The organism is Bartonella grahamii ATCC 700132, assembly GCF_000518085.1.
Classification (GTDB): domain Bacteria; phylum Pseudomonadota; class Alphaproteobacteria; order Rhizobiales; family Rhizobiaceae; genus Bartonella; species Bartonella grahamii.
Genome location: NZ_JACX01000030.1, coordinates 1 through 15,670 on the forward strand (window position 1 = coordinate 1; position 15,670 = coordinate 15,670).

Sequence of the window (15,670 nt, forward strand, 5' to 3'; positions counted from 1 at the left end):
GTTTTGGCGCAATGAATTGTCGCTGTTGTTGCCAGGTTTTTCTTCGAGAATGGGGCGTAAATTTATGAGCCAATTCTCCCCTTATATGGCGCTTGATCTGGGGGCTGTAGCCAATGATGTAAGCAAAAACAGTTTTGGCGGGCGCCTCGTTGGGGCAACTCTGGGTTTCCATGCAACCGGAGACATTACGGATGTTGATGTGTCTTATTCGAATATTTTAACCCAATCAACAGTGCGAGAAAAGGGGAATAAGACAGGGTTATTTCAAGTGCGGGCATTATTGAGATTTTAGAGCAAAGGGGCGGTAAAAAATATCGCTGCGCTGTTTACACCCATATGGGTTGTTTTTTTAAGAGATAAAGAATTTTATGAGGAGCTGAAGATGCGGGGATTGAAAGATCAAAAGCACAAATTGGGATATGGACGTGCGTTAGGGCAGCATGCTCTTGGTGTTTTGCAGCGTGGGATCCACAAGGGGCTTTCACTTGTTTTAAGTTTTTGCTTAGCTTTTCAGCCTTTGTTGTTGCAAGCACAAGCGCTTGGAGCGCGAAGTCCTGTTGCGCAAGAAAGCCAAGGGATTAAAGCAGCTGACGGGGTTGGCTCTGTTTTCCGCCCCACCGTTGGAAAAGCCGGCAATGATGTGCCGCTAATTGATATTGTTCGCCCCAATGGACAGGGTCTTTCTCATAACAAATATGACAATTTCAATGTTGATACCCATGGCGTGATTTTGAACAATTCGACTGAGGAGGTTTCGCGTTCACAGCTTGGGGGATTGGTGCCAGGCAACGGCAATTTGCGTTATAGCGGTGCGGCAAAGGTTATCCTCAATGAAGTAGTAAGTGCCAATCGCTCGCGTCTTGAAGGCGTGAGCGAAGTGCATGGGCATATGGCGGATGTTATTATCGCCAACCCCAATGGGATTACCTGTAACGGTTGTGGCTTTATTAATACTCCACGGGTGACTTTATCGACCGGACAACCGATTATTGGAGCCGATGGGGCTTTGAGTGGATTGCGTGTTGAGGGTGGTGATATCACCATAGGCGCTCGTGGTGCTGATGGGAGTGCATTAGATATTTTTGATCTTGTTTCGCGCAAGATCAGTATCGGGGGTCCTATACAGGTCAAAGGGGATTTGGCTGTTATCGCTGGTCACAATCATTTTGATTATCACAAGCGCGAAGCAACTTCTCTTGGCTCTGATGGAAAAGAGCCGGAATTGGCGATTGATTCCAGTGAGTTTGGTGGAATGTATGCGGGGCAGATCCGCGTGCTTGCCAATGATAAAGGCGCCGGCGTTAAGATGCGCGGAGACATGGTTGCCAATGCAGGCGCCATGAGATTGACAAGTGATGGCAAGCTGGTGCTTGCCAAAGCACGTGCCAAAGGTGCGGTGAAGGCTCATTCGCACCACGATAGTGTGCATGTGAAAGATCTGCTTTTTTCAGAAGAAGCGGTTGAACTGAAGGCTTTGAAACATGTTGAACTGGCTGAGCAAGCTCGCGTTGCGGCAAGCGGTGCTGTTGATGTGCGCGCCGATGTGATCAAGCTCCAGTCTCATGCTCTTTTAGCAAGCGGTATTGGAAGTGATGGTCAACAGTCAGCGACGGGTTCTTTGCACTTACAGGCAGCAAAGCTTGAGGCGGGGAATGGGCGGATAGCAGCCGGTGATCTTTTAAAGATCCAAGCAGCAACAATTGATCTAAGCCGCATGCAAGACAATGATCAAACAGGGGTTTCTTCCCTTGGCGATCTGATCATTGAAACCAATCAAATCACCGCTTTAAACAACCATATTGGTGCCAAGGGGAATATTGTCTTGAGCGCCGATGATGCGCTCACTGTAGGCGCTGGACATTATAGCGCCGGCGGCTCTCTTTTGGTGGAAGCAGCAGAGCTTACATCACGTGCGCGCTTAGTGGCAGAGCAAAAAATTGACCTTTATGCGCATCACGGTGCCCTGATCCAAGAAGGCACTGTCTGGTCTAATGGGGAGATAACGCTGGATGCCCATGGTGCTCTCAATCACACGGGTGATATTGTCAGTATGCAGCAGGTTGCCTTGACAGCGGGGGGCATGCTCACAACCTCTCAAGAGAGCACGATTTTAAGTTATGATGTGGTTTTAAGTGCTGATGCTTTAACCCAAGCAGGGACTGTGGAAGCCCAAGAGGGAGCATTAACCCTTCAAGTGCGTGATGGGGTCGCAAATAGTGGCACAATGCGCGGTGAGAGTGTCGATGCTCATATTGGTGCATTTACCAATCAAGGGACGTTTATTGCAACCGATGATTTGCATTTGATGGTAAGTGCACAAGAAGGCGTCGATCCGCAACAAGCTTTTCTTGAGAATACATCCGAAGGTGTCCTTCAAAGTGGTGGCGCTTTTGTTGTGATCGCAGGGCGATTAGACAATGCCGGTGTGCTTGGCTCTAGTGGTGAGAGCGTTGCCCTCAATGTGGCAGGGAATGTCAGCAATAGTGGGCTGATTTACGCCAAAAAATCTATGGATCTATTCAGTGATGGTAATCTGACCAACACACAGGGCAGAATTATTGCTGAAGAGGCTCTCAGCATTGGTGGGCTGAAAGAGACACGTGCTGGTCATATAAACAATGAGGCTGGTCTTCTCAGTGCTTTAGCCGGTGAGATGAAGATTGTTGCAACGTCTTTTGTTAATAAAAGCGCTGAAGCGACAAATTCAGACCAACAAAATGCTACACATGATGAAGGTGCGCATGTTTTAGCGCGGGATGGTTTGCGCATTGATGTGGGCAGTTTTGAGAATGTTGATGGTCTCATTTCTACGCAAGGGGCAGTCAATATTGTTGCTGATAGTGTGATCCAAGCAGGACACATAGAGATTGAGCGTGGTGACCTTCAACTGACCAGCCACGGTGATTTAAGCAATAGTGGCACGATAGAAAGCAATGGCGCAATCACTGTGAATGCGCAAAACACTCTAAATCAAACGGGGCGCATTGTTTCGCAAAAGCGGATAGAACTCTCAACCGATGGCACCTTGACACTGGGTGAGACAAGTGAGGTTGGCGCCTATGATGTGGCGCTGAAGGCAGGCATACTCGCCCAAGCTGGGCTTATAGAGGTGCAAGGTGAGGAGCTTACTCTCGAAAGCCACGGTGATTTAACCAATAGTGGTACGATAGCAAGCAATGGCGCAATCACTGTGCGTGCGCAAAACACTCTGAACCAAACGGGGCGCATTGTTTCGCAAAAGCGGATAGAGCTCTCAACTGATGGCACCTTAACACTGGGTGAGACAAGCCAAGTTGGTGGCTATGATGTGGCGCTGAAGGCAGGCACACTCACCCAAGCTGGGCTTATAGAGGCGCAAGGTGAGGAGCTTACTCTCGAAAGCCACGATGATTTAACCAATAGTGGTACGATAGCAAGCAATGGCGCAATCACTGTGAATGCGCAAAACACTCTGAACCAAACGGGGCGCATCGTTGCGCAAGAGCGGATAGAGCTCTCAACTGATGGCACCTTGACACTGGGTGAGACAAGCCAAATTGGCGGCTATGATGTGGCGCTGAAGGCAGGCACCCTTAATCAAGCTGGGCTTATAGAAGCGCAAGGTGAGGAACTTACTCTCGAAAGTTACGGTGATTTAACCAATAGCGGTATGCTTGCAAGCAATGGCGTTATTGCTTTGCGTGCGCAAAACACTCTAAACCAAACGGGGCGCATTGTTGCGCAAGAGCGGATAGAGCTCTCAACCGATGGCACCTTGACGCTGGGTGAGACAAGCAAGGTTGCCGCCTATATGGATGTGGTACTGAAGGCAGACACCCTTAACCAAGCTGGGCTTGTGGAAGCGCAAGGCGGAGTACTTACTCTCAACAGCCATGGTGTTTTAAGCAATTCCGGTATCATGGTGGGCGGTGTTGTTGATGCGAAGCTTGGATCTTTAGCCAATTCAGGTCAGCTTTTAGCCAGTGACAGCTTTACGCTTATAGCAGAAAGCCATGATCCGTCATTGGGGCAAGCTGCTCTGGTTTTAAATGGTGAAGACGGTGTACTCAAAAGTGGTGGCGCTTTTGTTTTAACCGCAGATGTTTTGGACAATGCCGGCAGTATTGGTTCAAGTGGTGATGGGGTTGCGCTTAATGTGAGCGCTGATCTGAGCAATAGCGGTCTGATTTATGCTAAGAAATCTGCCATTTTCTCCTTAGATGGGGATTTTATCAATAATTTTGCCGATGTCATTGCTGAAGACAATCTCATCATCCGTGGCTTAAGTGGAGAGCGGGCTGGTCATGTGATCAACAGCTCGGGGCTTTTAGAAGCTGTCTCAGGCGATATGACCTTCGATGTCTCAGCGCTTACCAATGTGCGTGAAGGTGGAGTTGAAGTTACCGATAAAGTGGTTTCTCACAGTTACGTGCGAGGAAAATGGGAAAATATCCCAAATGTTGATAAACACACAAGGATCAAGAAAAATATCGACACCACGATCATTCGTCAACAGCCTCATTTTACCAATAATGCTGCACAGATTTTGGTAGGACGTCATCTGACAATTAATGCCGGTGATATCCGTAATAGCTATAGTTTAATTGCTGCCAATGGCAACATTGTGATGCATGGCGATACCTTGCTCAATGAGGGGCGTGATTTAATCGAAACAACCAAGATTGTGACTGAAACACGCTACAGACATAAGCAATGTAGTTTCGCACATCCAGCATGTATAGGGCACGATGCAGACGAATGGGATGGTCCTACTTTTATCCAAACACCCACGCGCACTTATGATGCTGTTTACGGGACGATTGAAGCAGGTGGCACTCTTGATGTCAAGGTTACAGACACTCTTGACAATCATGCGGTGCGTGATGGAGCCGGTCAAATTGGCTTAAGCTCTGGCAATAAAGGCTTGACTGGCGTTAAAAATACTGACGTTGATGGTTTTAAACCGTCGATCAGCTATAGCTCTGGCGATCAAGGTTTGGCTGGGGGACAAACACCCGATTTTGACGGTTCCAAACCACTGATTAGCAATGATCGATTGGACGGTATTATCAATGGTTTGAAAGGGCACAAAGGGCTTTTTGCACCAAGCACAAAAACACCCGCACCAGAATCCATACAGGTGCCAACACAAGATGGGCTTAACTCTGTCAAGACAGAGTTGGCTGGCAGCCAATCACCGGATGTGCCGTTTTTAATCGAGACGCGACAGGACTTTATCAACCCAAGTAAATTTTTAGGATCGGACTATTACTTAAAAAAGATTGGCAATTATAAGCCTGAGCACGTGTTTAAAAGATTGGGCGATGCTTATTTTGAATATCGTCTGGTGGGTGAGCAAATCTTTGAGCTGACAGGCAATCGCACTCTTCTTGATGTTGAAGATCCCAATGCTCAAATGCAAAGGCTTTATGACAATGCTGTGGAGCAGCAAGGTCCTTTGGGGTTAGTGCTAGGCAAGCCCTTAACGCCTCAGCAGATTGCTGGGATCAAAAAGGATATGATCTGGCTTGAGACCCACCTTGTCGACGGACAAGAGGTCTTAGTGCCCCACGTTTATTTGGTGCCAAACACTTCTTTAGCACAAGATGTTTATGGGGCAAAAACGCAGCAAGGAAACCTTGCCAGTGCACGTTTGAAAGGGAATGGGGTCACCTTGAATGCGGACCGTCTTACCAATAGCGGTGCTGTGGTAAGTGATGATGCACTGCACGTTTCGACCACGCAAACTTTGTTCAATAATGGTGGGTTTTTGCTTGGTACCGGTGCTGTAGAACTCACCAGTAACGGTCTTTTAGCCAATTCTTCCGGTGTTATTCATGGTGATACGGTTACCATGACGGGTGATACGATTGTCAATAGCACCGCTAAAATCCGTGACACGAATGCATATGGTTTTGGTGATCGAGCTGGGCAGAAGGGACAAATTCTCTCTAATCATGAATTAAACATCCAATCCCTTGGTGATCTTGGCGCAGAGGGTGGGGAATTCACCAGCGGCGGTCCGATGACGATGATTATCGGTGGTTCTGCCACGTTTAGTGCATTGGCGCTAGAAAGTGAACATGCACAGACATTGGAAAAAGGGCATTATAACGCCCAAAGCAGAGAGCACCGTTTGAGTGAAGTTAACAGTGGGGATGATCTTAATGTTGTTACGAACGACGACCTCATCATGGATGGGGTTAAGGTAAAAGGAGAAGGTAATGGGAATGTCACCAGTGGTGGTGCTTTCACGCTGACTTCGGTGCAAGACGTTAACAGTTTTGACTTGGATCTTAGGGGCAAAGAAGGCGACAAATCGAAACAAAAGAATAAGTTTCGTCAACAATCAACTGAAGTTACCACAAACAAAAGCACGGTGGAGTTTAGCAAAGACCTCTCCATGCATGCGCAAAATGGGGATCTCACACTTGGTGCGGCAGGGCTATCAAGTGGTGGCGAGATGCATTTGGCATCAGATAAGGGGAAGATCAAGTTTCTGACCAACAAGGATCAAGATTTTAAGGATGTTTATCAGCGTAATGAAAACCTTGTGTGGTGGAGTGAGGGTGACGAAGGTTACCTTAAGGAGACCATCGAGCATGTCACCATAGATGCTAAGGGTGGCATGAAGCTTGATGCAGGCAATGGCTTTGTTGTTGAATATGAGGCAACCGGTGATTTAGACAAATCCCTTGAGCAATTGTCACACTCTCCAGGCTTGGCATGGATCAAGCAACTGCGTGATGATCCAGAATTATCCAAGCAAGTGGATTGGCAAGCAGTAAAGGCTGAGTTTAAAGACTGGGATTATAAAGCCCAAGGGCTGACAGAAGCCGGTGCGGCTCTCGTGGCATTGGCTGTCACGGCGGTTACGGGCGGAGCAGCCTCGGGCGCTGCCAGTGCCATTACCGGTGCTTTGGGGCTTGGCTCGAGCACCGCCATGAATGCAGCGATACAGGCAGGTGTCCAAGCATTGATTAACAAAAGCGCTGTGGCTCTTGTCAATAATCGCGGCAACATTGCCGGCGCCTTGCATGAGCTTGGCTCTTCCAAGAATATTCTCAGCATTGTTTCGTCGATGTTGACAGCAGGCTTAACCAGCCAAATAACGGAAATGGTTGGTGTTGGACAATCTTTGCCAAAAACCGCTCCTTTTGTCGATCGTATCGCCCTTGAAGCGGAAAAGAACCTGATCAAAGCCGCTATTGGCACAGGCGTGCAAACGGCTCTTGAGGGCGGCTCTCTTGACAAGAACTTTTTTAACAATCTGCGCATCGCCCTGTCTGATACGGTTGGCAAATCGTTGGCAGAAGAAATCGGTACCGCCAAGGCAGAAGGCAAAATAGACACGGTCACGCAGATCGTTGCCCACGCCGGTCTTGGCTGCTTAAAAGGCGCGGTTGCGAGTGGCGCTTGCTCTGCCGGTGCTATCGGCGGGGCTGTGGGTGAAGCCACAGCCATGCTCCAGTTTAAACTGTCGACCAAAAATTTTATACAAAAAGAAATAGCAGCATTGGATGGTCGTGTTCCAACGGCAGAAGAACAAGCGCGTATCAATGCAAAGATTGAAGCACAGTTTTCTGATTTTAATGATCATGCCATTGATATCGCGCGCATAGCGGGGGGCTTTGCTGCTGCCCTTGCTGGTGGTGATGTCAATACTGGCGCTGATGCCGCAGGTAATGCTGCCGAAAATAATTTTCTTCCTGCGGTAGCAGCTGCTGTAGCGTTCATTGTGTCGCTTACGCCACAAGAGTTGGCAGCTCTGTCTCTTTTTATGGCTGGTGGAGCAACTATTGTTCAATCTCCTAACAATAGAACCGCTATAGCTGATTTCCTTACCTATTGGTTTGCATCGAAAAATTCTGCAGAAGATAGCGAAAAAACAAATCAAAACTCACAAGAAGAAAAAAATAAAGATTCTCAGAAGGAAAGTAAAAATAAGAAAAAAAACGGAAACAATAAAGAACCACAAAACAATAATGATGGAAAGGGTAACATACTTGCACAAGTCAGGAAGCATCATGACAAAAAGCGCGATGAAAAAAAACAAGAATTAAGGGATGAAGGATGTATAGTATGCGAGACAGAAATAGTATTCAAAACTAAGACGGATAAGGGGGTAGTAAGATCTCGTGCGGATATTGTTGGTATAAAGGATGGTAAACTGTTTGCTGCTGATGTAAAAACGGGAAAAGCTGATTTAAGTGGAAACCAAAAGATTTTGAAAGAAGCATATAAAGAAGGAAATGCAGAGCCCACAAAAGGAAAACTTATAGAATTTTTTAAAGAGAACAAAGAGTTCTTAGAGAAATATCAAGAATCGTTCAAAGATTTTAAAGGAAGTGATAAAAAATTAAACGAGGCTAATAAAGAATGGATTAAAGAACAATTGAATAATAAGTTAGACAAAATGGACTTTTACACTTTTCATTATCCAGGACTTTTTGAATGAAAGTGAAGTGTTATGCGAACTAAAGACGTGACAGAGATTTTAAAAACGCTTGGCTGGGAGACGAAAGATCAACTATTATTTACAGTGGTAGAACAGTATTAGCGTGAATAAACTGCGACTTATGGAGAATAATCTATGAACTTTTCGTTAAAAAAAATACATCGCCCTGATATTATTTATGTAGAGAAAGGTATATTAAAAGTTATTGATATAAAAACTGGTAATTCTCAATTAACAGAATGTCAAAAAGATTTTGAAATAGCGTATAAAACAGGAGATGCAAAACCTTTTGGAAAAATTATGAAACGCTATCTAGGGGAAAATAAGGAACAGCTTAATAAATACCAAGAAGATTTGAAAAAATTTGAAGGAGACGCAGAGCTTCTGAAAGAGTTTAGAGACAATTGGAGTGAAAATCAAATAAACAAAGAGTGGAATAGAATAATTCCTTATACAGTTAGCTGTTATCCGGCGGTTGGAGAAGAGTGAAACATTATGCAAACTAAAGATGCAGCAGAAATATTAAAAAGTCTGGGCTGTGAGCTCTATCGTGATGAAGTAGGCGATACATTTGCCTATTATTATCTTCCGGATCGCATTGTGGATTTGAGCTATGGTGTGAAACATGAAACGGATGGTGAAAAATTTTGGTTATTAGCTAGTCTCACAACTGCTTCTTATAGTCTTGCTTGTGAATATTCTAGGGGGCAAAAGTCACGGTATGGATATATACTCTATCCAGAAATAGGTGATTTCGGGGTTACGGTACCGGATCTTTCTGAAAGCCATATTGAAGAAGCTTTAAATAGGGTAATAGCTTGGGCCCAAGAACAAGATATTGAACAAAAATTACGTGAAGAAGCTGCAGATCATTCTCTTGTTGCAAAGGCTCTTCTCGGCGAGATAGAAGCTTTAAGGAGTTATGAGTCTACGCCCAAAATAAACGTATCAGAATTTTCTGATTATAAAATGATGACGTGGAATGAACGTCTGCTTCTTTTTGCACAGGCCTATAAAAATGGGGAATTAGACGATATTCTAACGCGCAAAAAGCCCAAACAGCGCTCGATGAGCCTTACTGCAGCAAGCCGTATTCTCAAAACGCAAGGGTGGTTTTCTACGGAACTTGGAAAGATGTGGCTCTCTTTGCCTGATCGTTTTATTCAGTTTGATTTTGGTTTTGTACGTCTTCATGATAATTACAATGTTCGTCTTGAAGCTGAAATATCTAATGAAGAGATTTCTGTAGCTTGCAAATATATTCACTATAAGAGAGAATGTAATTGGATACGACCTACGGATATTTATCAGTCTTTTAATACAATTGGAGGAGGTTTTTTTAGTGGTTTTGGTAAAGGAATTGATATTTGTGTGGGAACATTAAATGATCACGAGCTTATCAAAATTTCTGAGCGGATAATACAATGGGCACGCGCCCAAGACTTGCAAGCATCGATAGAAAGTAAAACACTTGTTAAAAAATATAGTTACGATATAGACATAGTCTGGCATTTAGCTTGTTTAGCATTAACAGGTAAAATTGATGTGCTGAAATCTTATAAAAAATTTTTAGAAGCTGGTACGATTTCTGAACATTTGGATGATGATGAAGTAGAAAAATATGTTAACCATGCCGTTGAATTTGCTGAAGAACATCTGAAAATCCTTCATGAGCGAGAGGCAGCAGAAGCACATCTTAGTTCACAAGTTTTGATTACTTTCAATAAAGTTGCAGAGCAATTAAAAGTGATGGGGTGGACAGTTTATCGAGATAAAAACTACAATCGCAATGCTTATTTTATAAGTAAAGACCGTATCATCAATATAATGTATAACCTTCAAAGTGATGAAGAAGAGCCGATTGTTGCATTTAAGGCTTCCCTTTCAACACTTAGTTTTTCTACGGCTCATAGAGAGATTTTCTATAATATGCCTCAATATATAGCCCTCAAAGAAGCAGAAGAAGTTTATACAGTTTCTAGTACTGAATTGGATGAAGGCAAGCTGAAACAGATCAGTGCGGATATTCTTGAATGGGCTGATCGGAAAAATGTGAATCAAATCATCTATGATTATGCAGCTTTTCCCCCAGACAGTGAACTTGATCTTGTAGCGCGTCACCTTATTGCGCTTGTTTTGATTGGGGATGTTGAAAAGCTCAAATCTTATAAGGAGAATTTTAGAAAGGGAAATCCTTTAGGTTTTGTGGAAGAAATCTCAAAATATAGAATTGATAATCTCCTCACTCTTGCACGGGGTTATCGAGTAGGTTTTCCGAAAAATGCACCGATTTTGAGCTTGGATCCGCAAACAGCATCTGTTGCTTCTAAAACAACTTCTGTTGAAGTGGCAGAAGAAGTAGATGAAGCGGATGGCACTGATGATCGTCTCACCATGGAAAGTGCTCATGCACTTTTAAAAATCCTAGGCTGGTCAACCGAGAAAATCAATGAGAATGATTATATGGCAAGCTATCAATTGGCTGATCGTGAAGTAGATATTCTTTATAACGATGAAATTGCCAAAGACTACCCGCAATTTGATAGCGCCTTTTTGATTAGCACGGGCATTCTTGCCACCGCTTGTCAATTCATTGATCCTACCCACACGGAAGATATTCCAGATATACAGCTTAATTTTGAAGCCAAGGGATTAGAAATCTTTGAACCAGAAGTTACTGCGGATCGTTTAACACAGGCGCTTGATGATGCTTTAGAATGGGCGGTTAAAGCCATTGATCTTCATGAAGAGCTTCGTTCCCAATACAGTACGCCACCTTGGGAAAAGAGCAAAATCAATGAAGCACATTATGCTTTACTTCATCTTGGCGCTCTTGCTTTATTGGGTGATGTTGAGACCTTACAATCTTATCAGAAAAGCTTTACGGCAGGTGATCACCTAGGCTTTGACGAAAGCATCAACAAAACCCACCTTGAACGTGCATTAGCTTTAGCCAAAGAAGTAGCAAAGGTGAAGCAAGTGAGCTACGCTTTGATTAAACAGGTGGCAGAAAAGCTTGATGATCAACAAGAGGTTACCAGCAAGGAGCAACCCCGCTCGTGGAAAGAGAAAATAGTCAATTTTATCGGAAAAAAAGACAAGAAATAGCACCTAAAAAATATCGAAAAGATTTCATAAATTTAGAAAATAAGGCGCGGTCCAAAGCCTTGATCACTCGTTGAGAAACTCAACAGTGGTATGGCTCTGATCATGGTTTTGGTGCAAGATTTTAAGGAAACAACCTATAAAAAAAGATCTATAAAATTATTCCATAGATGATCAAAATCCCTTTTAATGGGCTATTGTCTATTTGATCGGTTATGTCAGTTTATTTAACAGACGAATCTTATGATTTTAGTGAATGATTAAAATGTGCTTTATGAAAAGCATATGATCCTTTAAGCCTTTCAAAAGATAGCTTGTAACTCATAAGAAATGCTATCAAGACCATTATGGTTATGAGTTTTGGAGGTTTAGGGGTTTTTGGGGGTTTTGGAGGTGCTTTTTACGCCCTCCCCTTTACATATTTTTCAATAAAAAATAAAAGTTTATTATATTTCAATATTTTAACTTTTATCAAGTTTCCCAAAAACAACCTATATCAAAATACAACCTGTAAATTCAACTAATACTATATGTTTTGTAGGGGTTTTGGGGGTTTTAGAAACATTCAAAACCTATAAGTAATATAAGAAAATGAATATACATAACCCTCTTTAAACAAAGCTTCTGATAACAATAAAGCTATCATTTTAGATTACGGTATAATCTTTTAAAGGCAATGTAAAAGAAGCGTATTCACTTTAAGATGGGATTTATTAAAAATCTTAAAGCAATCCAAAGTACAGTGTTAAAAAGTGCAAAGCCTTATCTTTTATGATAACGCATATAAAATATTCTTTTAAAGATTATATGTAAGCAATTTATAAAAGGGGCATAGAACCTATAGGTATAAAACCTTATACCCGTTGTGAGTTTATCATACCCATTATGTGAGCACGCTTTTAAGTTATTCAGTTTCTCTAATTTCTAGTTTTGGTAGGTTCTTAACGATTTTCATTGTCTCTAAACTTACGGTAATAACCCTTTGAAACAACTCTAATGGATAAGCAGGGTTGCCAACGGTTTCAACAGCATAGTGATTGGCATCATTCACAATGCCACTCTTTTTATCAGTCTTTACACATTGACGCCCCATAACCCATTCAAGAGCGGGCTTGCCATTGACGATATACTCATAAGCTTCAAGAGGGATATCTGTTATTGTGATATTGCTGTTATAAAAAACAATCGATTTATCTTTCTCTTTACCTGCTTTTGCGAATTTCATTTCTGTAACGTAATAAAACTTTTCTGGATTAGAGATCTCTGTAACTTTTGGATTACCCTTTTTAAAGGTCACGGGATAAGGTTCTACAGTTTCATAATTCACGTGCAAATGACCCAATTCACGTCCTGCTGTCACAAATTTCCAAAAATCTTCAGCATTCTTTACACAAGGGATACGAGGCAATTCTTTAGAGAGGTTATCAGCATAACGAGCACGGTAATCTTCCGAATGTAAAATCCCATAAACATAATAGAACAAATCATCTTTTGTTATGGTTTGATTAGGATAAGCGGCTTTAAAATGTTCTAGTCCCTCATCAGTAATGGCATCACGCCTTTGTAAACCAGCTGTTGTGCTTTCTTCTATAGAGTTTGTAAATAAAAGGGATTGGTTTTTATTTTTACTCTTTGAAACTGGAGTGTGTTCGTAAAAATATCTTGGAAAGCATTGACCTTTTTCTATTGCATCTAAACTAGGTAAGGCTTTATTCATCAATACAGAAAATCTTCTTGCTCCTATACCTGTAATTTGTATTACCATATTTTCAACCGTTTCCCCTATCGGAAATATTCGCGGCATTTGTAAAACCATTTCATTAAAGGCACGATTGTAATAGAGCCACTGTTGTGTAAAAGGACGATATAAACTTTGCATAAGGCATGTAGCTTCAAATTTAAAAATCTTTCCTTTTGCTAAATCTTGTTTAAGAGCACGGCTCCAACTGATTTTTCTGGCATCTGTATTGACGAAATTGTCTACAACTTTTGTAAGTGTTTTACGATCAACATGTCCATAAGCATTATTAAAACGCTTTACTTCACTGTTATAGAAGGCAATCATATTACTTATGTTTTTAGCTAAAATTTCATGGCTTGAATTGTATACCCAAGCATCACGGCTAGTTACAACACCACACGAAAAATTTTCAAAAAGCTTTTTACCATGACCTTTCTTAACACCCATGGCTAAAAATGCTTTGAAATTGTTATCACGTTGACCAAGCCAATCACCATGTTTATCTGGTGTGATTATTTGCCAACCTTGTTTACTTCGTGTAATACCATCAATGCTTTCAAGGGATTCAATCATTGTAAGCTTTTCTTGCCTCGTGAGATAGTCTCCAATATCACGAAAATATATCTTACCACGCTGTTGTGCATTTGGATTTTTTACGAGAATAGAGATAGCAATAGGGGCTCGAGAGCCTTCACCAAAAATCTTACCGCCTTCTTTTCGCGAAAGTTCTCCAGAAGTTCTTTGATTCCCTCGTAAATGAAAAATATAAAGGCTTGAAAATTCTTCAACTAGGCATTTGCGTAAACCATCCATAGATTTTGTATCTATATAACTTGCATTTGTAACAAAACCAATCACACCACAATCTTTTATACGGTCACTTGCCCAGCGAATGGCACGAATATAACTATCATAAAGATTTCGCATAAGGCTTGCTTTAGATTGAGCGGCGTAAGTTTCACCAATACGGTTATTTAATATCGGATAAGGCGTATTCTTTGCATTATCATTAGCACTTTTTTGACCAGTTGAATAAGGAGGATTGCCAAAGATTACTTCAATATTGAGCTTTTTTTGAAGTTCTAAATATGCACTGTTTTCCTCTAGTAAACCTTTCATCAGATCTTGCTTTTCAACCATCCGAAACGTATCAGCCAAACCAATATGCTTAAAAGGAATATACTCACCTTTCATCAAACTATGATAAGTCGATTCAATGTTAATGGCTGCTATGTAGTACGCTAGCAAGACAATCTCGTTGGCATGGATATCATGACGGAATTTATATTCCATATCCTCTGGTTTTATGAGCTTTGATTGTAAAAGCCTTGTGATAAAGGTCCCCGTTCCAGTGAAAGGGTCAAGAATAGAGACACCGCGTGACCCCAAGCTTTTTCCAAACTCATTACGCAACACATCATCAACAGAATGAATGATAAAATCCACAACTTCAACGGGGGTATAAACAATCCCAAGCCTATCCGTGGTCTTCTTAAATGCCTTGGTAAAAAAATCTTCGTAAAGCTTGATAATAAGATTTTGTCTTGCCTGTGGTTCTGTAATGCCAGAGGCACGGAACTTTACGCTGTCATAAAACTCTTGTAATTCCTTGGATTCCTCCTCAATATTGGTTTTATCGAGTTCTGTTAAGATTTTTTCCATTGCTTGCGAAATGGCATTGTTTTGCACAAATTCATTGCCCTCAAACAAAGCTTCAAACACGGGACGCGTTACAAGATGTTGCGCTAACATCTCAACCGCTTCTTCTTGCTTTATCTCACTGTTTAAGTTGTTTTTTAATTCTTTATAAAACGTATCAAAGGCATGATAAGCTTCGCTTGTCTGATCAGAAAGCATAGTTTGAAGGCGTGTAATATGGTTTTGTGCAATCTCAGCAACATTGCCAGCCCAAATGCCCCAATAATCACTCATGGTAGATTTTTTAACAATCAGTGTTTTGAGAGCATTGGGAAACTCAACAAAAAAGGGTAATCTTCCTGTTACGCTATGACTATGTTGCGGTTCATGAGCTTGTGTCCCAATACGAAGTCCGGATTGTTCCGATTTTTCGTGGAGCGGGATTTCGTCAATAACCGTGGTGACATTCTCTAATTCGGTCTTTTTAGAAACTGTAACAATGTCGATGATAGAGCTTACGTCTTGTCCTAAGACCATCTGGTTAAGGGTTTTACTAAAATTCTCATCATGGGCAAGTAAAGCATTGAGAACTTGCCAGACAACACTGTATCTCTTATTGTTTTTTAATGCCTCTTCTGGTGAAACACCAGCAGGAACACCAACCGGCAAAATGATATAGCCCATCTTTTTGCCTTTTGCACGACGCATCACACGTCCCACTGCTTGTATCACATCCACTTGGCTTTTAC

General features: G+C 42.1%; 4 protein-coding genes and 1 pseudogene. 4 read left to right on the top strand and 1 reads right to left on the bottom strand.

Going from position 1 to position 15,670, the window contains the following annotated elements; all coding sequences use genetic code 11:
- The 4 genes and pseudogenes from U736_RS11200 to U736_RS11210 form a co-directional block, all read left to right on the top strand.
- A pseudogene (locus tag U736_RS11200) lies at window positions 1-292 on the top strand (ShlB/FhaC/HecB family hemolysin secretion/activation protein); the annotation flags it as partial.
- Window positions 293-382: 90 nt separating this feature from the next.
- Window positions 383-8,437, top strand: a complete 8,055-nt coding sequence (locus U736_RS11205; RefSeq protein ID WP_034451989.1) for a two-partner secretion domain-containing protein — start codon at window positions 383-385, stop codon at window positions 8,435-8,437.
- A 135-nt stretch (window positions 8,438-8,572) separates the two neighbouring features.
- Entirely contained in the window at window positions 8,573-8,926 is a 354-nt protein-coding gene (locus tag U736_RS0107835) for a hypothetical protein (RefSeq protein ID WP_026500596.1), read from the top strand.
- Between the two features lie 6 nt (window positions 8,927-8,932).
- Window positions 8,933-11,545 (top strand): DUF6990 domain-containing protein, encoded by a 2,613-nt coding sequence (locus U736_RS11210; RefSeq protein WP_034451994.1) that lies wholly within the window; start codon window positions 8,933-8,935, stop codon window positions 11,543-11,545.
- Window positions 11,546-12,446: 901 nt separating this feature from the next.
- On the opposite strand, the gene U736_RS0107845 is transcribed toward U736_RS11210, so the two are convergent.
- Window positions 12,447-15,670, bottom strand: a 3,224-nt coding sequence (locus U736_RS0107845; RefSeq protein ID WP_026500597.1) for a type ISP restriction/modification enzyme, incomplete at its 5' end; no start/stop codon positions are given.

Bases quoted from the DNA above. Each gene is read 5' to 3' on its own strand.
- U736_RS11205 (WP_034451989.1), top strand. From the start codon at position 383: ATGCGGGGATTGAAAGATCAAAAGCACAAATTGGGATATGGACGTGCG.
- U736_RS0107835 (WP_026500596.1), top strand. From the start codon at position 8,573: ATGAACTTTTCGTTAAAAAAAATACATCGCCCTGATATTATTTATGTA.
- U736_RS11210 (WP_034451994.1), top strand. From the start codon at position 8,933: ATGCAAACTAAAGATGCAGCAGAAATATTAAAAAGTCTGGGCTGTGAG.